Below are 19,796 nucleotides of genomic sequence, written 5' to 3'. Positions count from 1 at the left end.
GAGCGCGGTGGCCTTTTTTAGGATCGACTTTTCCCGCTCCAGCCGGTTGATCCGGGCTTCCAGTTCTTGGATCTTTTGCTGCTCGGGTGTCAGCGCTTTGCTGGTCGGGGTTACACCGTTTCTCTCTTGTTGAAGCTGGCTTACCCATCGGCGCAAGGCCGACTCAACCAACCCGAGCGAGCGGGCTGCATCGGTATGACTGTAGCCTTGGTCGAGTACCAGGCTGGCTGCCTCGCGTTTGAACTCAGGAGTAAACGTACGGCGTTGTTTGGTCATCAGACACCTCTCTTATGGCGAGCATTCTCACCTTAAATGGGTGTCCGGGTTTAGTAGACCACTACAGTCTGTTGCCATGCTTGTCCTGAGGGTAAAAAAAACCCCGCCTATGTAAGCGGGGTTGAGGATACGAGCGTGGCGTGCTCGAAAGTTTAAAGCGGTGTTACAGCAGCATGGTGCGGATGTCGGTGAGCACATCGCCCAGGCGCTTGGTGAAGCGCGCGGCGGCGGCGCCGTTGATCACCCGGTGATCGTAGGACAGCGACAGCGGCAGCATCAGCTTGGGCTGGAAGGCTTTGCCATCCCAAACCGGCTGGATGGTTGCCTTGCTGACACCGAGGATCGCCACTTCCGGCGCGTTGACGATCGGCGTGAAGCCGGTGCCGCCAATGTGGCCGAGGCTGGAGATGGTGAAGCAGGCGCCCTGCATGTCATCGGCCGAGAGCTTCTTGGTGCGGGCTTTTTCAGCCAGCGCCGCGGCTTCGGCAGCCAGTTGCAGCAGGCTCTTCTGGTCGACGTTCTTGATCACCGGGACCAGCAGGCCGTCCGGAGTATCGACGGCAAAGCCGATGTGCACGTACTTCTTGCGAATGATCGCCTTGCCGCTCGGCGCCAGCGAACTGTTGAAGTCCGGCAGCTCCTTGAGCAGGTAGGCGCAGGCCTTGAGCAGCAGCGGCAGGACGGTGAGCTTGACGCCCGCCTTCTCGGCCACGGCTTTCTGGGCGACGCGGAAGGCTTCCAGCTCGGTGATATCGGCCGAGTCGAACTGGGTCACGTGGGGCACGTTCAGCCAGCTGCGGTGCAGGTTAGCGGCGCCGACCTGCATCAGGCGGGTCATGGCCACTTCTTCGACTTCACCGAACTTGCTGAAGTCCACGGTCGGGATCGGCGGAATGCCGGCGCCACCGGTCGCGCCAGCGGGCGCTTCCTTGGCTTTCTGCATCATCGCCTTGACGTGCGCCTGCACGTCTTCCTTGAGGATGCGGCCTTTCGGGCCGGTACCGGCTACGGCACCCAGGTCGACGCCAAAGTCGCGCGCCAACTGACGCACGGCCGGGCCTGCATGCACTTTGCCGCCGGCTGGCGCCGGAGCGGGGGCAGCAGGCGTAGGTGCCGGCGCAGCTTGCGCAGCGGCAGCGGGCTTTTCAGCCGGTGCGGCGGGGGCCTGTGCAGCTTCGGCCTTGGCCGCTGGTGCGGGCGCCGCAGCGGCATCGCCGCCTGCGACTTTCAGCTTGAGGATGAAATCACCGGTGCCGACTTCATCATCCAGTTTGATGCCAATGCTTTCCACCACGCCGGCAGCCGGCGAGGGGATTTCCATGCTGGCCTTGTCCGACTCCAGGGTGATCAGCGACTGATCGGCTTCGACGCTGTCGCCGACCTTGACCAGCACTTCGATGATCTTGGCTTTGCCGTCCGAACCGATATCCGGCACATGCACGTCCTGCACGCTGCTGGCGGCGGGTGCAGCCGCGGCAGGTGCCGGAGCAGCAGCCTCGGCGGCCTTCGGCGCTTCGGCAGCCGGTGCTGCTGCAGGCGCCGGAGCGGCCGCTGCGCTGTCGCCCTCGACCTCCAGATCGAACAGCTCGTCGCCTTCTTTCAGGCGGTCGCCCAGTTTCACTTTCAGGCTCTTGATCACGCCGGCTTTAGGGGCCGGCACTTCCATGCTGGCCTTGTCCGACTCAAGCGTGAGAATGCTCTGGTCGGCTTCGATACGGTCGCCAACCTTGACGAACAGTTCGATAACTTCGCCTTCGCCACCGCCGATATCGGGTACGCGGATTAATTCGCTCACAGTGCGTCTCCTTAGCAGTCCAGTGGGTTGCGTTTGTCCGGGTCGATGCCGAACTTGACGATGGCTTCGGCCACCACTTTCGGTTCGATATCACCCCGGTCAGCCAGCGCTTCGAGCGCGGCCAGCACGACCCAGTTGCGGTCTACTTCAAAGAAGTGACGCAGCTTCTTGCGGCTGTCACTGCGACCGAAACCGTCGGTACCCAGGACCTTGAACTCTTTGCTCGGTACCCACTGACGAATCTGTTCGGCGAACAGCCTCATGTAGTCGGTAGAGGCAATCACCGGGCCTTGGCGGCCGCCCAGGCACTCTTCCACGTAGGTCTGCTTGGGCTTCTGCGCCGGGTGCAGGCGGTTGCTGCGCTCCACGGCCAGGCCGTCGCGGCGCAGCTCGTTGAAGCTGGTGACGCTCCACACGTCTGCCGCGACGTTGAACTCGTCACGCAGGATCTTCGCCGCTTCGCGTACTTCGCGCAGGATGGTGCCGGAGCCGAGGAGCTGCACATGGTGCGCGGCTTCCTTCTTGTCTTCTTCGAGCAGGTACATGCCCTTGATGATGCCTTCCTCGACACCCGCCGGCATGGCGGGCTGCTGGTAGGACTCGTTCATCACGGTGATGTAGTAGAAGACGTCCTGTTGCTCTTCGGTCATCTTCTTCATGCCGTCCTGGATGATCACCGCCAGCTCGTAGCCGTAGGTCGGATCATAGGTGCGGCAGTTGGGGATGGTCGCCGCCAGCATGTGGCTGTGGCCGTCCTCGTGCTGCAGGCCTTCGCCGTTCAGCGTGGTACGCCCGGCGGTGCCGCCGATCAGGAAGCCACGGGTGCGGCTGTCGCCAGCGGCCCAGGCCAGGTCGCCAATGCGTTGGAAGCCGAACATCGAATAGAAGATGTAGAACGGCAGCATCGGCTGGTTGTGGCTGGAGTACGACGTACCTGCGGCAATGAAGGAGCTCATGGCGCCGGCTTCGTTGATGCCTTCCTCGAGGATCTGGCCCTTCTTGTCCTCGCGGTAGAACATCACCTGGTCTTTATCCACCGGCTCATACAGCTGGCCGACCGAGGAGTAGATGCCCAACTGACGGAACATGCCTTCCATACCGAAGGTACGGGCTTCGTCCGGGATGATCGGGACGATGCGCTGGCCGATGTCCTTGTCCTTGACCAGTTGCGCGAGGATACGCACGAAGGCCATGGTGGTGGAGATTTCACGGTCGCCCGAGCCATCGAGGATGGCCTTGAGGGTGTCCAGCGGGGGTGTCGGGATGCTGAAGCTCTTGGCCCGGCGCTGCGGCACGAAACCACCGAGGGCGGTGCGGCGTTCGCTCAGGTAACGGGCTTCGGCGCTGCCTTCTTCCGGCTTGAGGAACGGCAGGTTTTCCAGCTCCTCGTCCTTGACTGGAATGTCGAAGCGGTCGCGGAACTGCTTGAGGCTGTCGACATCGACCTTCTTGGTGTTGTGCGCGGTGTTCTTCGCTTCACCGGCGCCGGTGCCATAACCCTTGACGGTCTTGGCCAGGATCACGGTCGGCTGCTCTTTGTGGTTGACCGCCTGGTGGTAGGCCGCATAGACCTTGTACGGGTCGTGGCCGCCACGGTTGAGCTTCCAGATCTCGTCGTCGGACAGATCGGCAACCATCGCCTTGAGTTCCGGCGAGTTGAAGAAGTGCTCACGGACGAATGCACCGTCCTTGGCCTTGTAGTTCTGGTATTCGCCGTCGATGACTTCGTCCATGCGGCGCTGCAGGATGCCGTCGACGTCCTTAGCCAGCAGCGGGTCCCAGAAACGGCCCCAGACCACTTTGTTGACGTTCCAGCCACCGCCACGGAACACGCCTTCGAGCTCCTGGATGATCTTGCCGTTACCGCGCACTGGGCCGTCGAGGCGCTGCAGGTTGCAGTTGATGACGAAGATCAGGTTGTCCAGCTTCTCGCGGCCAGCCAGGGAGATCGCGCCGAGGGATTCCGGCTCGTCGCACTCGCCGTCGCCCATAAAGCACCAGACCTTCTGCTTGCCGGCTGGGATAAAGCCACGCGCTTCCAGGTACTTCATAAAGCGTGCCTGGTAGATCGCCTGGATCGGGCCCAGACCCATGGAGACGGTCGGGAACTGCCAGAAGTCCGGCATCAGCCAGGGGTGCGGGTAGGACGACAGGCCTTGGCCATCGACTTCCTGGCGGAAGTTGTTCATCTGCTCTTCGCTGATGCGGCCTTCCATGAACGCACGGGCGTAAACGCCGGGCGAGGCGTGACCCTGGAAGAAAATCAGGTCGCCGCCGTGCTCCTCAGTTGGAGCCTGGAAGAAGTAGTTGAAGCCGATGTCATACAGCGTCGCCGAGGAGGCGAAGCTGGAGATGTGACCGCCCAAGTCTGAGTCTTTCAGGTTGGTACGCATCACCATGGCCAGGGCGTTCCAGCGCACCAGCGAGCGAATGCGGCGTTCCATGAACAGGTCGCCAGGCATGCGTGCTTCGTGGGTGACCGGAATGGTGTTGCGGTACGGCGTGGTGATGGCGTAAGGCAGCTGCGAACCGCTGCGCGTTGCCAGTTCACCCAGGCGGGTCATCAGGTAATGCGCGCGCTCTTCGCCTTCCTTGTCGAGTACGGACTCAAGGGCGTCCAGCCATTCCTGGGTTTCGATGGGATCGAGGTCTTGCATGGCTTGCTCCAGGGCGGAAAGGCTTCCAGAATCGGAGGCCAGGGTTCGTGCCCGGCTTCGTGAGCGGAACACGTGAATTCTTGATTTTACCGAGGGTGGACTCGGCATCCGTGTAGTTTTACTACATTTGGACGGCGATTTCAGCCCTCCGGACACAATCAGCAGTAGCAAAACTACAATTAGCTAAGCCGTCTCGGGTGTGCGTGCAGTCTGGCACGCAGGTTCCGGGCCTTGAATGCCGCCTTGCGGCCCGCCAAAAAGGATAGACCATGAGCCTGCCTGCACAGGTCCCGTTGCCGGCCTTGCTTGAGTCCATAGCCTGTCGCGCCGAAGCGGCGCTGTCGAGTGCGTTTGCAGTCTGTGAAGCGGCTGCGGTCCCCGGTTGGGGGCAATGGCTCGACCAGCATCGCGAGGCGTTACGCCGTGTCGCCGCCGCCAGCGATTTCGTCGCGCAACAGGCGCAGCGCGATGCCCCCATGTTTGTCGAGCTTGCCGTCAGCGGTGCGCTGGAGCAATCGCTGTCTGGCGGTGCTCTGCGTGCCCAATTGCAGCAGGCGCTGCAAGGGTGTCAGAGCGAGGACGAGCTGGGGCGCTGCCTGCGGCGCTTTCGCAATCGCCAGCAGGTGCGCATCATCTGGCGTGACCTGACCCGCCAGGCCGACCTCATCGAAACCTGTCGTGACCTCTCCGATCTGGCCGACTGCTGCATCGACGAGGCCTATCAATGGTTGTACCCGCGCTGCTGTGAACAGTTCGGTACACCGATCGGGCGCCGCACCGGTGAGCCCCAGCACATGGTCATTCTCGGTATGGGCAAGCTGGGCGCCCATGAGCTGAATCTCTCGTCAGACATCGATCTGATCTTCGGTTACCCCGAGGGCGGCGAAACCGAAGGGGTGAAGCGTCCGCTGGATAACCAGGAGTTCTTCATTCGCGTCGGGCAGAAGCTGATCAAGGCGCTGGACGTGATCACCGTCGACGGCTTCGTCTTCCGCACCGACATGCGCCTGCGGCCCTACGGCTCCAGTGGTGCGCTGGTGTTCAGCTTCAACGCCCTGGAGCAGTACTACCAGGACCAAGGGCGCGACTGGGAGCGCTACGCCATGATCAAGGCCCGCGTGGTGGGTGGTGATCAGCTCGCCGGTGCGCACCTGCTCGATATGCTGAGGCCCTTCGTCTATCGGCGTTACCTGGACTTTTCCGCCATCGACGCGCTGCGCACCATGAAGCAGCTGATCCAGCAGGAGGTGCGGCGCAAGGGCATGGCCGAGAACATCAAGCTCGGTGCCGGCGGCATCCGTGAGGTGGAGTTCATTGCCCAGGCCTTTCAGCTGATCCACGGTGGGCGCGACCTCAGTCTGCAGCAACGCTCGCTGTTTACCGTGCTCAATACCCTGCGTGATCAGGGCTATCTGCAAGCGGCGGTGACCGACGAGCTGCGCGACGGCTATGCCTTTTTGCGTTATGCCGAGCATGCCCTGCAGGCCATCGATGACCGGCAGACGCAGATGCTGCCGGACAGCGAACAGGACCGCGCGCGTATCGCCTGGATGCTCGGCTTCGCCGACTGGGCGGCGTTCCATGATCAGTTGATGCACTGGCGTGGGCGTATCGACTGGCATTTTCGCCAGGTCATCGCTGACCCCGACGAGGAGCTCGACACGCCGGACGATGAGACCTACGGCTGTGAGTGGATGCCGCTGTGGGATGACATGCAGGACGAGGAAGCGGCCTGCCGGCAGCTTACCGAGTCGGGCTTTAGCGAGCCTCAGGCGGCGTTGCAGCGTTTGGTCGGCTTGCGCAACGGCAACCAGGTGCGGGCGATGCAGCGGCTCGGTCGTGAGCGCCTGGATGCCTTTGTCCCGCGTCTGTTGGCGCAGGCGGCAGAGCATGACAACCCTGACTTGGTGCTCGAGCGCGTATTGCCGTTGATCGAGGCTGTGGCGCGGCGCTCGGCTTATCTGGTGCTGCTGGCAGAGAATCCCGGCGCCCTGCAGCGCCTGCTGACGCTGTGCGCCGCCAGCCCATGGATTGCCGAACAGATCACCCGTTTTCCACTGTTGCTCGATGAGTTGCTCAATGAGGGTCGACTGTTCCATCCGCCCTTGGCGCCCGAGCTGGCGGCCGAGCTGCGCGAGCGCCTGACGCGTATTCCCGAAGACGACCTCGAGCAGCAGATGGAAGCCCTGCGCCACTTCAAGCTGGCCCACCGGCTGCGCGTCGCCGCCTCGGAAATTGCCGGTACCCTGCCGCTGATGAAGGTCAGCGATTACCTGACCTGGCTGGCCGAGGCGATTCTCGACCAGGTGCTGGCCCTGGCCTGGCGCCAGACCGTCGCGCGTCATGGCGTGCCGCAACGCGCCGATGGCAGCCTGTGCGACCCGGACTTCATTATTGTCGGCTACGGCAAGGTCGGCGGCATCGAGCTGGGACATGGTTCGGACCTGGACCTGGTGTTTATCCACGACGGCGACCCGCAGGCGGAGACCGACGGCGCCAAGCCGATTGATGGTGCGCAGTTCTTCACGCGCCTGGGCCAGCGCATCATTCACCTGCTGACCGCGCAAACCAACTCCGGCCAGCTGTATGAGGTGGACATGCGTTTGCGCCCGTCCGGGGCATCAGGCCTGCTGGTCAGCTCGCTCGGCGCCTTTGCCCGCTACCAGGCAAGCGATGCCTGGACCTGGGAACACCAGGCGCTGGTGCGCGCGCGGGTGCTGGTGGGTTGCAAGCGGGTCGGACAGGCGTTCGAGGCGGTGCGTGCCGAGGTTCTGCAGCGCCCGCGTGAGGATGAGGTGCTGCGGCGTGAGGTCAGCGAGATGCGCGCCAAGATGCGTGACAATCTCGGCAGCAAGGCCACGCTTGCCGGTACGGCGGCCAATGCCTTCGAGGCCGCGCAGCCGTTCGATCTCAAGCAGGATGCCGGTGGTATCGTCGATATCGAATTTATGGTGCAATACGCGGCCCTGGCCTGGTCGGGCAAGCACCCGCAGGTGCTGGCGTTTACCGACAATATCCGCATTCTTGAGGTGCTGGAGCAGGTGGGGTTGTTGCCGGGTGAAGACGCCCGTTTGTTGCAGACGATCTACAAGGCTTACCGTTCCGCGGCTCACCGCCAGGCGCTGCAGAAGCAGCCTGGGGTGGTTGCCGGGGACCAGTTTCAGGACGAGCGCCGCGCTGTGATGCGCATCTGGCGAGCACTGGGGCTGAATTGACTTTCACGTGCCGTGGCCGTTCGGGTCAGGTGCAGAACGTATGAATCGAACTTGAGGAGCAGGCAACTATGTCGATGGCCGATCGTGATGGCGTGATCTGGTATGACGGCGAACTGGTGCCGTGGCGCAACGCGACCACCCACGTACTGACCCATACCCTGCACTACGGCATGGGCGTGTTCGAGGGCGTGCGCGCTTACAACACCCCGGACGGCACGGCGATCTTCCGTCTGGACGCGCACACCGACCGCCTGTTCGATTCGGCGCACATCATGGGCATGAAGATCCCCTACACCAAGGAAGAAATCAACGAAGCCACCCGCGCCGCCGTGCGTGAGAACAACCTGGAAAGCGCCTATATCCGCCCGATGGTGTTCTACGGATCCGAAGCCATGGGTCTGCGTGCCAGCGGCCTGAAAGTGCAGGTCATCGTGGCCGCCTGGAGCTGGGGCGCCTACATGGGCGACGAAGCCCTGCAGGCCGGTATCAAGGTGCGCACCAGCTCCTTTACCCGTCATCACGTCAATATCTCGATGACCCGCGCCAAGGCCAACGGCAACTACATCAACTCGATGCTGGCCCTGCAGGAAGCGATTTCCGGCGGTGCCGACGAGGCCATGCTGCTCGACCCGGAAGGCTACGTGGCCGAAGGTTCGGGCGAGAACATCTTCCTGGTCAAGAATGGGGTGATCTACACCCCGGAAGTCACCTCCTGCCTCAATGGCATCACTCGCAACACCATCCTCACCCTGGCGGCCGAGCATGGCCTTGAAGTGGTCGAGAAGCGCATCACCCGCGACGAGGTGTACATCGCGGATGAGGCCTTCTTCACTGGCACCGCCGCTGAAGTCACGCCGATCCGCGAGGTCGACGGCCGGCAGATCGGCGCTGGCCGCCGCGGTCCGGTGACCGAGAAGCTGCAGACTGCCTACTTTGACCTGGTAACGGGCAAAACCAGTAATCACGCCGCGTGGCGTACATTGGTTAAATAAGGCTTGAATTAAGTAAACGAGGGAGGCGATCAGGCTGTTTGGAAGCGTCGCGAGCGACGGCGAGGCAAGGCAAAAACTGGCGAGTGGCGGAGTTGACTCTAGTCAATGAGCAAGCGAGTCAGTTTTTAACGCAGCACCGCCGAGCGCAGTAGCTTCCAAATAGTCTGATAAGCCTCCCTGATCGTTTCTGGACTAAGCATGAACATACTGATCGTAGGCCCCAGTTGGGTCGGTGACATGGTGATGGCGCAGACGCTGTTTCAGTGCCTGAAGCAGCGTCACCCCGAGGCGCAGATCGACGTGCTGGCGCCCGAATGGAGCCGCCCGCTACTCGAGCGCATGCCCGAGGTGCGCCGCGCGCTGAGCCTGCCGCTGGGCCACGGCGTGCTGCAGCTGGCCACACGCTGGCGCATCGGCAAGTCCCTGGCGGGCCAGTATGACCAGGCGATCCTGTTGCCCAACTCGCTGAAATCGGCCCTGGTGCCGTTCTTCGCCGGCATCCCCAAACGCACGGGCTGGAAGGGCGAGTTGCGCTATGGCCTGCTCAACGACATTCGTACGCTGGATAAAGACCGCTACCCGCTAATGATCGAGCGCTTTATGGCGTTGGCTTATGAGCCGGGTGCGTTGCTGGCCAAGCCGTATCCGCGGCCGAGCCTGCAAATCGACCCGCAGTCCCGCGAGGCGGCCCTGGCGGCGTTCGGTCTGACCCTGGATCGACCGGTGCTGGCGCTGTGTCCGGGCGCCGAGTTCGGTGAGGCCAAACGCTGGCCTTCGGACCATTACGCCAAGGTTGCCGAGCTGAAGATCCGCGCCGGCTGGCAAGTCTGGCTGTTCGGCTCGAAGAACGACCATGCGGTGGGCGAGGCGATTCGCGCGCGGCTGATTCCCGGCCTGCGCGAAGAAGCGGTCAATCTATCGGGCGAAACCAGCCTGGCCCAGGCCATCGACCTGATGGCCTGTGCGACGGCCGTGGCGTCCAATGACTCGGGCTTGATGCACGTGGCGGCGGCGCTGAACCGTCCGCTGGTGGCGGTCTACGGCTCCACTTCACCAGGCTTTACCCCGCCGCTGGCCGAGCAGGTGGAGGTGGTGCGCCTGGGTATCGAATGCAGCCCCTGTTTCGATCGCACCTGCCGCTATGGCCACTACAACTGCTTGCGCGACCTCAAACCGCGGCCGGTGGTCGAGGCGCTGGAGCGCCTGGTGGCCGACCCCGTCGACCTGGTCGAGAACGACTGATGCGGGTGTTGCTGATCAAAACCTCGTCGCTGGGCGATGTGGTACACACCCTGGCGGCCCTGACTGACGCCGCGCGCGCCATTCCGGGCATTCGTTTCGACTGGGTGGTGGAGGAGGGTTTCGCCGAGATTCCCGCCTGGCATCCGGCCGTTTCCCAAGTCATTCCGGTGGCCATCCGCCGCTGGCGCCAGCACCCGCTGCGTACCTGGAAATCCGGTGAATGGAAGCGCTTCAAGCAGCGCCTGGGCGAGACCAGGTACGACCTGGTGATCGATGCCCAGGGCCTGCTCAAGAGTGCCTGGCTGACCCGTTACGTCAAGGCGCCAGTGGCGGGCCTCGATCGCGATTCAGCCCGCGAGCCGCTGGCCAGCCGCTTCTACGATCGTTGTTACGCAGTGCCCAAGGACCAGCATGCGCTGGAACGGGTGCGCCAACTGTTTGCCCAGGCCCTGGATTATCCGTTGCCGGCACGCACTGGCGATTATGGCCTGGACCGCGCCGCCATGGCCGATGCCACGCCACAGCCTTATCTGGTGTTCCTGCACGGCACCACCTGGGCCAGCAAGCACTGGCCGGAAAACGACTGGCGCGCGCTGGCCGAACGTATGGATGCCCTGGGTTGGGCGGTGCGCCTGCCGTGGGGCAATGCGACTGAAAAGGCTCGTGCCGAGCGCATCGCCACTGGGCTTTTGCATGCCGCCGTGCTGCCGAAGCTCAACCTGGCCGGGGTGGCCAAGGTCATCGCTGGCGCCACGGCGTGCGTCGCGGTCGATACCGGCCTCGGCCACCTGGCCGCAGCGCTGGATGTACCCAGTATTTCCCTGTACGGGCCGACCCTGCCGGGCAAGGTCGGCGCCTACGGTCGCAGCCAGATACACCTGTGTGCCACAGGGCCGGGCGCTGGCAGTGGCGATCGTCAACAACCCTGCTTCGACGGACTGGATGCCGAACGTGTAGGCACCGAACTGGAGGCGCTGTTGCTGGCACCGCCCGATGTCTTTGAGGAGCGGTACTGATGCAACTGGCTTTTGTCCTCTACAAGTATTTTCCCTACGGCGGCCTGCAGCGCGACTTTCTGCGTATCGCCCTGGAATGCCAGGCGCGCGGGCACGCCATCCGCGTGTACACGCCAATCTGGGAAGGCGAAACGCCGCCCGGTTTCGATGTGCGGGTGGCGCCGGTAAAGGCGTTCTTCAACCATCACCGCAACGAGAAATTCAGTGCCTGGCTGGCCGCCGACCTGGCGCGTGATCCGGTCGATCGGGTGGTGGGCTTCAACAAAATGCCCGGCCTGGACGTTTACTACGCCGCCGACGGCTGCTACGAAGATAAAGCGCAGACCCTGCGCAACCCGCTTTACAAGCGCTGGGGGCGCTACAAGCATTTCGCCGACTACGAGCGCGCGGTGTTTGCCCCTGAGTCGAAAACCGAGATTCTGATGATCTCCGAAGTGCAGCAGCCGCTGTTTATCCAGCATTACCACACCCCGCTGCAGCGCTTTCACCTGCTGCCGCCGGGCATCGCCCAGGACCGCCGGGCGCCGGCTAATGCTGCCGAGATTCGCGCCGAATTCCGCGCTGAATTCAAGCTGGCCGACAGTGACCTGCTGTTGGTGCAGATCGGCTCCGGCTTCAAGACCAAAGGCCTGGACCGCAGCATCAAGGCCCTGGCCGCGCTGCCGCGCGAGTTGAAACAGCGCACCCGGTTGATTGTCATCGGCCAGGACGACCCGCGCGCGTTCCAGTTGCAGGCCAAGGCGTTGGGCGTGTCCGAACAGGTCGAAATCCTCAAGGGGCGCAGCGACATCCCGCGCTTTCTGCTTGGCGCCGACCTGTTGATCCACCCGGCCTATAACGAGAACACCGGCACGGTATTGCTTGAAGCTCTGGTTGCCGGCTTGCCGGTTCTGGTCACCGAGGTCTGCGGTTACGCCCATTACATCCGCGATGCCGACGCCGGGCGCGTGCTGCCCAGCCCGTTCGAGCAAGCGCAGCTGGATCGTTACCTCACCGAGATGCTGAGTGATGCCGAGCAGCGCGCGGCCTGGTCGCGTAATGGCCTGGCGTTCGCCGATACGGCCGACCTGTATTCCATGCCGCAGCGCGCGGCGGACGTGATCCTCGCGCAGGTGCCTGCATGACCCTGATTCTCAAAGAGCCTTTCCAGAGCCTGTGGGCTGGCCAGGATCCTTTCGTCGCCGTCGAGGCGTTGCAGGGCCAGGTCTACCGCGAGCTGGAAGGCCGCCGCACGCTGCGCACCGAAGTCGATGGGCGCGGCTATTTCGTCAAGATCCACCGTGGCATCGGCTGGGGCGAGATCGTCAAGAACCTCGCCAGCCTGCGCCTGCCCGTGCTCGGTGCCGGCCAGGAGTGGCGGGCGATCGAACGGCTGCAGCAGGCCGGCGTACCGACCATGACCGCGGTGGCCTACGGCGAGCGCGGCAACAATCCGGCCATGCAGCACTCGTTTATCGTCACCGAAGAGTTGGCGCCGACCACCGACCTTGAGCAATTGACCCTGGGCTGGGCCGAGCAAGCGCCGGCGCCGCGACTCAAGCGCGCGCTGATCGATGAAGTCGCGCGCATGACCGGCACCATGCACCGCGCCGGGGTCAACCACCGCGACTGTTATATCTGCCATTTCCTCCTGCACACCGACACGCCGGTGACCGCGGATAATCTGCGCCTGTCACTGATCGACCTGCACCGCGCTCAGGTGCGTGCCCAGGTGCCGCGTCGCTGGCGCAATAAGGACCTGGCCGGGCTGTACTTCTCCGCCCTGCATATCGGCCTGACCCGTGGCGACCGCCTGCGTTTTCTGCGCGCCTATTTCCAGGCCGCCGGTAGCCCCCGTCCGCTGCGCCAGTTGCTGCGCGACGAAGCACGTCTGCTGGCCTGGCTGCAGCGGCGGGCCGATAAGCTCCTGCAGCGCTATGCCCGCAAGTACGCCCCGGGGGCCGTGCATGAGTGAGTAGCGCCTGATGAAAGAGGCTATATCAGTTTATTCGGCAACTTCATTGGGCGGGTTGATACGCAGGGCTGAAAAACTTAACCGACGCAAGCAGTGGTAAGGGGATGCGTTGTGATGCACGAGGTTGATATGACGCAAATGGATTGGCGGGACAGGTGCGTAACTATTGTTCCGTGCCCCGCCTTGGGTGACGTGACTATTTATCTGCATCTGGCCTGGTTGTTCAATTTGGCAGGCGCGCGCGTACGTTTTGTCAGCAATACTTTGTTCCCGGCCCGGGAGTATTTCGACTGGTTGCAGGTAGACCCCAGCGATTGCGTGGATTTAATAGCGTTGTCCGAAAGCAGTGACTTGGTCGTCAGTTACATCAACTGGCTGACCCAGGATGCCTCGCGCGTAACTGCGCTTCTGGAACGCAGCAATATTGCCTTCGTTACCGCCAAAAAAATCTCCTCTCGCCTTGAAGTCGATGGGCGTGCAGTGCGAGTAGGGGAGCACACCCTGCCAGGCGCGAGCCGCGCACTTTGTCTGCAGTCGCGCTCAGGCTTGAATATGGTGCAGTGGGTCGAGGAATATGCATCCAGTGTCTACGGTCTTCATGCCCGGCAACCCATGGCACTTCGTCGTTTTGTTAACTGCCCTGAGTCGCGCCGGCGTGTGGCGATATTCCCGACCACGCCCCATCTAAAAAAGAACTACGCCCCCATGGGGTTTAGCTGGTTGGCGCGACGCCTTCTGGCAAAAGGTTGGTTGGTCGAGTTTGTAGGTATGCCGCATGAGCAGGAGCCACTGAAACAGATGTATGCTGATTTTCCTGTGCATACATTCGCTGATATCCGTGGATTGATGGATTACTTGAGCACTTGCTCGGTTGTCGTGAGCAACGATTCGGGAGGTGGCCATCTTGGTTCTCTAATGGGGCTGCGTAGCTTCACCGTCACTCGCAAACAGGCAGATTTTGTCTGGCGCCCCGGTTTCAATGAGAACAATCAGGTATTAGCGCCGCTCTTGAGCTTCAAGATGTTGGGCCGTTATGTGTGGCGCCCCTTCGTTCCGCTCTGGCGTATTACGTCCCGGCTGGGAGGCGCGCGCTGATGGCCGAGTGGTCGCTCTTCCCGGAATACTCGGAGCGCAAGGCTGAGTTTGGTTCCCTGGATGCCGTTTTTGCCCTTCAGGGCGAGCGGATTACCTCCGACCCCTTGTCCGAGGTGCTTCGTGTAGAGCTGGGCGGAATTCGTTATTACATCAAGCGCTACCACGGTGCGGGCAAGGGCCTGCGGCGTTTTGTCGGGCGTCCGCGCGTCAAGGCGGAGTGGCAGAATCTGCGGCACTTCGAGCGCTGGGGTATTCCCACTGCGCCGATTGTGGCGCATGGGCTAGAGCGCCAGGCTGGCTCTTTCGTGCGCGGCGCGCTGATTACTCAGGAGCTGCTTGGTACCGAAGACCTTGCGCAACTGGCGAATAAAGACGACCTGCGCCTGCGCGATCGCGCTTGGGTGGCGCGGGTGAGTGATCAGCTCGCGGCGGCGACGCGGGTCCTGCACGACCACCACTTCACTCACAATGATTTGAAATGGCGCAACCTGCTGGTCGATGAGGAAGGGCGGTTGTACCTGATCGACTGCCCGACTGGCACCTTCTGGTGGGGGCCGCTGCTGCGCCATCGTATCGTCAAGGACCTGGCCTGCCTGGACAAAGTGGCCAAGTACCAACTGTCGCGTACTCAGCGCCTGCGTTTTTATCTGGCCTACTGCAAGCGCGCGCGGCTGAACGCAGCCGACAAAGCGTGCATCAGGCAAATGTTGCATTACTTCGAAGGGCGCGAATGACGATGTATCGTGCGACCCCAAGTGAGGCGCTATTACAGCGTTATGTGCGGCCCAAAGGCGCTTCGCGCAAGTTGCCGCCTGCGTGCGCTGTTGGCGTGAATCATGTGGGGCAGTTGCCACTCAGGACTAATCAGGAACGTTGTATATGACCCTTGCTGAACTGGTCCGTGCCGGGCGTTCACCGGCCTTGCCGATGACCTTGCAATTGGCTGAAGGCAGCGAGGACGGCGTGCTGCAGATCAGCCGCTGGCTGCGCGTGTTGCCGGGGCAGCGGTATGTCGCGCAGGCACAGTGGCAGGGGCAGGCGGTGCTGGCCAAGCTGCTGGTCGGGCCGCGGGCGGCGCGTCAGTTCCAGCGCGAACAGCAGGGGGCATTAGCCCTGTCTGCCCAGGGCGTGGACACGCCGGCTCTGCTTACGGCTGCAGAAAGTGCTCAGGGCGCCTGGCTGCTGTTTGACTACCTCGACGGCGCGCAGAGCCTGGCTGAGGCCTGGGCTGCCGTCGCATATGAGGCGCCTTGCAGTGATGCCCAGCAGCAGGTCCTGGGCGAAGCTCTGGGCGCCATCGCCCAGTTGCACCGCGCTGGCCTGTGGCAGGATGACCTGCATCTGGACAACCTGATGCGCCATGCCGGGCGGCTGTATGTGGTCGACGGCGGTGGCGTGCGTGTCGAGGCGCCGGGGCAGGCGCTGTCACGCGAGCGAGTGCTGGCCAACCTGGGGACGTTCTTCGCGCAACTGCCCGCGTCCCTGGAGCCCTTTATCGAAGAGCTGCTGGTGCATTACCTGCTGGTCAATGGTGAGCATGCGCTGCCGCTGGAGGCGCTGCTCGAGGAGATCGCAGCAGTGCGACGCTGGCGTCTGCGCGATTACCTGCGCAAGATCGCCCGCGACTGCAGTCTGTTCGCGGTCGAGCGAGGGGCATCGCTGCTGCGTGCCGTGCGCCGCGATACGCTGGATGCATTGGCGCCGGTATTGGCTGATCCTGATGGTGCGATTGCCGCAGGTCAGTCGCTCAAGCAAGGCGGCTCGGCGACCGTGGCGCGTATCGAGGCGGGTGGGCAAATCTGGGTGATCAAGCGCTACAACATCAAGAACTTCCTTCATTGGCTTAAGCGCTGCTGGCGGCCGAGCCGCGCCTGGCATAGCTGGGTTGCCGGGCATCACCTGACACAGATCGGTATCGCCACACCGGCACCGGTGGCGGTCATCGAACGGCGCCGCTTCTGGCTGCGCGAGCGCGCCTATCTGATCAATGCCTATAGTGAGGGATACGACCTGTTCCAACTGCTCGGCCATGACGGTGGTGAGCCGCCGGCTGCGGCTGTTGGCGAGGCGCTTTGCCAACTGTTCAGCCAACTGGGCGCGGCGCGGATCAGCCATGGCGACCTCAAGGCCACCAATCTACTCTGGGACAATGGCCGCATTGCGCTGATCGATCTGGATGCACTGTGTGTGCATCGCCGCCATTCGAGCTGGCAGCGTGCTGCGCTTGCTGACCGGGCGCGTTTTATCCGTAATTGGCCGAGCTCAAGCCCGCTTGCCAATTGGTTCGAGCACAATCTGCCGATGCCCTGAGGCATACCCATGTGGCTGCACCGCGTTTTATCGTCGTTCAGTACAGCCACCCTCAGGGTCATAGAGGTTGCCGATGCAGTCGATTGAGGATGATTGGCTGGCGTTGGCGCCCGCAACGATACGTCTGAGTATCATTATTCCGACCTATAACTACGCGCACTTGTTGCCGCGTGCGTTGGCGGCAGCCAGCGTGCAGCTTTCATCCGCTTGCGAGTTAGTCGTCATTGATGATGGCTCCACCGATGCCACGGCGCAGGTGTTACGCGATACGCCGATCAAGGGCCGAGCAGGGTATCTGCGGCAGGCTAATCAGGGCCCTTCGGCGGCGCGTAACCAGGGGCTCGCGCTGGCGTGTGGCGAATGGGTGATGTTTGTCGATGCCGACGATGAGCTGCTGCCTGATGCTTTGGTACGGGTTCTGGCGCACCTGCAGGCAGCGCCGGAGACTGACTTTTTGCTTGGTGGCCATATCAGTTGCCGTCCCGATGGTCGTCGCCGTATGCACCGGCCCGGCCGTCTCGCTGTAACGGCCGAGCAGCGGCTACAGGACTTGCTGTTCGACAAGCGCATCGCGATTAGCCACGGCTGCTCGGTATTCCGTCGCGAGCGCGTCGCGCAGCGCCCCTATCCGGTCGGGTTGCGCCAGGGGGAAGACATCGCAGTGTTCGCCTTTATGCTGATGAGTCCAGCAGTGGCGCTGATCGAGACACCGCTGGTGTTGATTCATAAACATCCGAAAAGCCTGCGGCACGGGCCAGTACTGGAGCCCGATCATTGTGAACTGATGGTCGAGGCGGTCTTTCATCATCTGCCGTCAGCCCTGCAGCGCTGGCGTTGTATGTATCTGGCACAATGTCGTTTGTCGATGTTCCGGCGCTGTTACCAGGCAGGGCGCAAACCTGAGGCGCTGCAGTACTACAAGCAGGCGTTCACCTTGGCACCAAGGCGGGCATTGCGTTGGGGCTACCTGTCAAAAGTCATGCGGCTGTTACTGCACTAGACCAGCGGCGATAACAATAAAATCAGCTACACCGGGGTTGGTAATGACGACGATTGAGGTCCAGACGGGGCATGGCGATGAAGATCGCCTCACCTATGACATTGCGGTTGGTTCCAGGCATTACCAGGTTTACTTCGCCTGTGCACGGGCACCGCTGCGTTCGGGGGCTGATGCCGCATTGGCGCTGAGTGCGCTTGCGGCGATGGATACCGGGTATGACCTGCATATCAGCGGCACGCTCTCTCCGACATTTCTGCAGAATCAACAGCAACTGATGGGCATATTCTGCCAATGGTTCGATCGTTACCAGTCGGTCGAGTTTCGGGCTGACGCCCTTGCAGAGCCGATCGCGCTGCCTGCCGGGCGGGTTGGCTGTTTTTTCACGGGAGGAGTGGATTCCTTCTACAGCTTTCTCAAGCACCGCGAGCACATCACCGACCTGATTTTTGTGCACGGCTATGACGTCGGTCTCAAGGACTGGCCAAGGCGAGAGGCCGTCAGTGCCATGGGCCGCTCGATCGAGGCGGCTACCGGTGTGCGCTTTATCGAGGTCGAGAGCAATGCTATCCGCCTGTTTCGCGATTTTGGTCGTTGGGGGCTGCACAGCCATGGCTATGGTCTGGGTACGGTAGCGCGCCACCTGGCCGGCTATCTGGATCGCCTCTATGTGCCTTCATCTTTTGCTCAGGCCGACCTGAGCCCCTGGGCCTCTCATCCGCTGACCGACCCCCTGTTCTCCGACGAAGACCTGCAAGTGGTGCATGACGGCTGTGAAGCAGGGCGCGTCGACAAGGTAGTCGCGCTGTCGGGCTCGGCCTTGGCGTTGCAGCACCTGCGGGTTTGCTGGGAGCGGGTCGAAGGCGCCTACAACTGTGGAGTCTGCGAGAAGTGTTTGCGCACCATGACCTCGCTCTATGCCGTTGGCGTGCTGGAGCAGAGTGCGACCTTCCCTCAGCGGCTGGATGCCGAACAGATTCTGGCGCTGGTGCTTTATGACGAGTCGCTGAAAATATTCGCCCGGGAAAATCTACGTTTGCTGGAGCAGCACGGCAAGCTCGAGACCCCCGTTGGGCGGGCCTGGCAGAACTTGCTCGCGCGCTCTCATCTGCATAACCGGTTACGGCTGCGCCTGGCCAAGTGGCGCAAGCGCTGGCTGCGTCTTGCCCGAAAATTCACGGGGGCGGCATGACGCGTATCTGTCTGTTGGAATATACCGGCGAGGTCTTCGAACGTTTTGCCAACCTGGGGGACGACATCCAGACCTTGGCGGTTAGTCATCTGGTGCCGCAGGTTGACGGCTATGTCTCGCGGGAGGCGCTGGACGCGGTTGAGCAGCCCTGCACCGTCCCGCTCAACGGTTTTTTTATGAACAGTGCGCATTGGCCGCCTTCGCCAGCGGTACGGCCAGTGTTTTTCGCCTTTCATGTCACGCCACAGGCCCAGCCAGTAATCTGCTCACCCGCGGGTATCGCCTACCTCAAGCAGTGGCAGCCCATTGGCTGTCGTGATCGTGGCACTCAGGCGCTGCTGGCCGAGCATGGCGTGCAAACCTACTACAGCCGTTGCGTGACCCTGACCCTGCCGCGGCGTACCACTGCGCCCAGCAAGGGGCAGGTCTTCATGGTCGGCGTCAGCCCCACTGCGCGTTATGCGGTGCCAGCGGCCTTGCGCAAGCGCGCTATCGTGGTCGATCAGGCCAAGGTGCGGTTGCCGATTACCGATACAGCGCTCAAGCAGGCCATGGCTGCGGAGCTGCTCAAGCAGTATCGCGAGCGCGCCTCGCTGGTGATCACCTCGAAGATTCACTGCGCCATGCCCTGCATCGCCATGGGGATCCCCGTGGTGTTTCTCTATGACGACGCGCGCAGGGATGATTACCGGGTCAAGTTGATCGACGATCTGGTAGGCATCCATTACGTGCACGAGCATGGCTGGCTGGCGCGTCTGCGCAATAAGCGGCTCGCCCGCGAGATCGATTGGGCGCCAGCCCCGCTTGATATCGAAGAGCTGAAGGTTGAGATATCCGAGTCTTTCAGAGCCGCCTTTAACCGAGTCCATGAAGCGTTGGACGTGGTAATCGACTAATGGAGCATCCGTGCCCGTAAGCAGCCAAGTGCAAGTGGCGATACCTGGCCGAGAGCCGCCTCGCTATAATGCTTGTCTATTTTGCACTTGCAGGGTGTGCCGGTCCGCGTGGTCGCGGCCATCCAATGCATCCCCCGCTCACTCTGATCGCCTAGCGGT

At 62.5% G+C, this 19,796-nt stretch carries 15 protein-coding genes; 12 read left to right on the top strand and 3 right to left on the bottom strand.

The window, feature by feature from the left end:
- The 3 genes from BMW49_RS15330 to aceE all read right to left on the bottom strand — a co-directional run.
- Nucleotides 1-276 (bottom strand): transposase (locus BMW49_RS15330; protein ID WP_139205703.1); only part of this gene is annotated, 276 nt, incomplete at its 3' end.
- A gap of 163 nt (nucleotides 277-439) precedes the next feature.
- The gene (gene aceF / locus BMW49_RS15325) at nucleotides 440-2,071 is read right to left on the bottom strand and encodes a dihydrolipoyllysine-residue acetyltransferase (RefSeq protein WP_069521884.1); all 1,632 of its coding nucleotides are present in this window, start codon (nucleotides 2,069-2,071) and stop codon (nucleotides 440-442) included.
- A gap of 11 nt (nucleotides 2,072-2,082) precedes the next feature.
- The gene (gene aceE, locus BMW49_RS15320; RefSeq protein WP_069521882.1) at nucleotides 2,083-4,728 is read right to left on the bottom strand and encodes a pyruvate dehydrogenase (acetyl-transferring), homodimeric type; all 2,646 of its coding nucleotides are present in this window, start codon (nucleotides 4,726-4,728) and stop codon (nucleotides 2,083-2,085) included.
- A 269-nt stretch (nucleotides 4,729-4,997) separates the two neighbouring features.
- Between aceE and glnE the strand changes: the two genes are divergently transcribed.
- From glnE to BMW49_RS15260, 12 genes are all read left to right on the top strand, one after another.
- On the top strand, nucleotides 4,998-7,943 hold the full coding sequence (glnE, locus tag BMW49_RS15315; RefSeq protein WP_069521880.1) for a bifunctional [glutamate--ammonia ligase]-adenylyl-L-tyrosine phosphorylase/[glutamate--ammonia-ligase] adenylyltransferase: 2,946 nt from the start codon (nucleotides 4,998-5,000) through the stop codon (nucleotides 7,941-7,943).
- Nucleotides 7,944-8,011: 68 nt separating this feature from the next.
- Complete coding sequence (ilvE, locus tag BMW49_RS15310) at nucleotides 8,012-8,935, top strand: branched-chain-amino-acid transaminase (RefSeq protein WP_069521878.1); 924 nt, start codon at nucleotides 8,012-8,014, stop codon at nucleotides 8,933-8,935.
- A 198-nt stretch (nucleotides 8,936-9,133) separates the two neighbouring features.
- Nucleotides 9,134-10,177 carry a lipopolysaccharide heptosyltransferase II gene (gene waaF, locus BMW49_RS15305; RefSeq protein WP_069521876.1) on the top strand — a complete coding sequence of 348 codons (1,044 nt, stop codon included), beginning with the start codon at nucleotides 9,134-9,136 and terminating at the stop codon, nucleotides 10,175-10,177.
- The gene (gene waaC / locus BMW49_RS15300; protein ID WP_069521874.1) at nucleotides 10,177-11,193 is read left to right on the top strand and encodes a lipopolysaccharide heptosyltransferase I; all 1,017 of its coding nucleotides are present in this window, start codon (nucleotides 10,177-10,179) and stop codon (nucleotides 11,191-11,193) included. Before waaF ends, waaC begins: the two co-directional genes overlap by 1 nt.
- A complete protein-coding gene (locus BMW49_RS15295) occupies nucleotides 11,193-12,317 on the top strand; it encodes a glycosyltransferase family 4 protein (RefSeq protein WP_069521871.1) in 1,125 nt (374 codons plus the stop codon). Before waaC ends, BMW49_RS15295 begins: the two co-directional genes overlap by 1 nt.
- On the top strand, nucleotides 12,314-13,147 hold the full coding sequence (gene rfaP / locus BMW49_RS15290) for a lipopolysaccharide core heptose(I) kinase RfaP (protein WP_069521870.1): 834 nt from the start codon (nucleotides 12,314-12,316) through the stop codon (nucleotides 13,145-13,147). Before BMW49_RS15295 ends, rfaP begins: the two co-directional genes overlap by 4 nt.
- A 114-nt stretch (nucleotides 13,148-13,261) precedes the next feature.
- Nucleotides 13,262-14,242: a glycosyltransferase family 9 protein gene (locus BMW49_RS15285; RefSeq protein ID WP_244168353.1), complete on the top strand. Its 981-nt coding sequence runs from the start codon at nucleotides 13,262-13,264 to the stop codon at nucleotides 14,240-14,242.
- On the top strand, nucleotides 14,242-14,976 hold the full coding sequence (locus BMW49_RS15280) for a lipopolysaccharide kinase InaA family protein (protein WP_069521866.1): 735 nt from the start codon (nucleotides 14,242-14,244) through the stop codon (nucleotides 14,974-14,976). The genes BMW49_RS15285 and BMW49_RS15280 overlap by 1 nt, the downstream gene beginning before the upstream one ends.
- Nucleotides 14,977-15,121: 145 nt before the next feature.
- Complete coding sequence (locus BMW49_RS15275) at nucleotides 15,122-16,552, top strand: lipopolysaccharide kinase InaA family protein (RefSeq protein ID WP_069521864.1); 1,431 nt, start codon at nucleotides 15,122-15,124, stop codon at nucleotides 16,550-16,552.
- 73 nt (nucleotides 16,553-16,625) lie between these two features.
- Entirely contained in the window at nucleotides 16,626-17,552 is a 927-nt protein-coding gene (locus BMW49_RS15270) for a glycosyltransferase family 2 protein (RefSeq protein WP_069521862.1), read from the top strand.
- Nucleotides 17,553-17,595: 43 nt separating this feature from the next.
- The gene (locus tag BMW49_RS15265; RefSeq protein ID WP_069521860.1) at nucleotides 17,596-18,741 is read left to right on the top strand and encodes a hypothetical protein; all 1,146 of its coding nucleotides are present in this window, start codon (nucleotides 17,596-17,598) and stop codon (nucleotides 18,739-18,741) included.
- Entirely contained in the window at nucleotides 18,738-19,637 is a 900-nt protein-coding gene (locus BMW49_RS15260) for a polysaccharide pyruvyl transferase family protein (protein WP_069521858.1), read from the top strand. Before BMW49_RS15265 ends, BMW49_RS15260 begins: the two co-directional genes overlap by 4 nt.
- Nucleotides 19,638-19,796: the final 159 nt, after the last annotated feature.

Source organism: Pseudomonas cuatrocienegasensis, assembly GCF_900110925.1.
Lineage (GTDB): Bacteria > Pseudomonadota > Gammaproteobacteria > Pseudomonadales > Pseudomonadaceae > Aquipseudomonas > Aquipseudomonas cuatrocienegasensis.
This window is presented reverse-complemented; position numbering and strand designations above follow the sequence as displayed.

Bases quoted from the DNA above. Each gene is read 5' to 3' on its own strand.
- aceE (WP_069521882.1), bottom strand. From the start codon at position 4,728: ATGCAAGACCTCGATCCCATCGAAACCCAGGAATGGCTGGACGCCCTT.
- glnE (WP_069521880.1), top strand. From the start codon at position 4,998: ATGAGCCTGCCTGCACAGGTCCCGTTGCCGGCCTTGCTTGAGTCCATA.
- ilvE (WP_069521878.1), top strand. From the start codon at position 8,012: ATGTCGATGGCCGATCGTGATGGCGTGATCTGGTATGACGGCGAACTG.
- waaF (WP_069521876.1), top strand. From the start codon at position 9,134: ATGAACATACTGATCGTAGGCCCCAGTTGGGTCGGTGACATGGTGATG.
- waaC (WP_069521874.1), top strand. From the start codon at position 10,177: ATGCGGGTGTTGCTGATCAAAACCTCGTCGCTGGGCGATGTGGTACAC.
- BMW49_RS15295 (WP_069521871.1), top strand. From the start codon at position 11,193: ATGCAACTGGCTTTTGTCCTCTACAAGTATTTTCCCTACGGCGGCCTG.
- rfaP (WP_069521870.1), top strand. From the start codon at position 12,314: ATGACCCTGATTCTCAAAGAGCCTTTCCAGAGCCTGTGGGCTGGCCAG.
- BMW49_RS15285 (WP_244168353.1), top strand. From the start codon at position 13,262: ATGCACGAGGTTGATATGACGCAAATGGATTGGCGGGACAGGTGCGTA.
- BMW49_RS15280 (WP_069521866.1), top strand. From the start codon at position 14,242: ATGGCCGAGTGGTCGCTCTTCCCGGAATACTCGGAGCGCAAGGCTGAG.
- BMW49_RS15275 (WP_069521864.1), top strand. From the start codon at position 15,122: ATGACCCTTGCTGAACTGGTCCGTGCCGGGCGTTCACCGGCCTTGCCG.
- BMW49_RS15270 (WP_069521862.1), top strand. From the start codon at position 16,626: ATGCAGTCGATTGAGGATGATTGGCTGGCGTTGGCGCCCGCAACGATA.
- BMW49_RS15265 (WP_069521860.1), top strand. From the start codon at position 17,596: ATGACGACGATTGAGGTCCAGACGGGGCATGGCGATGAAGATCGCCTC.
- BMW49_RS15260 (WP_069521858.1), top strand. From the start codon at position 18,738: ATGACGCGTATCTGTCTGTTGGAATATACCGGCGAGGTCTTCGAACGT.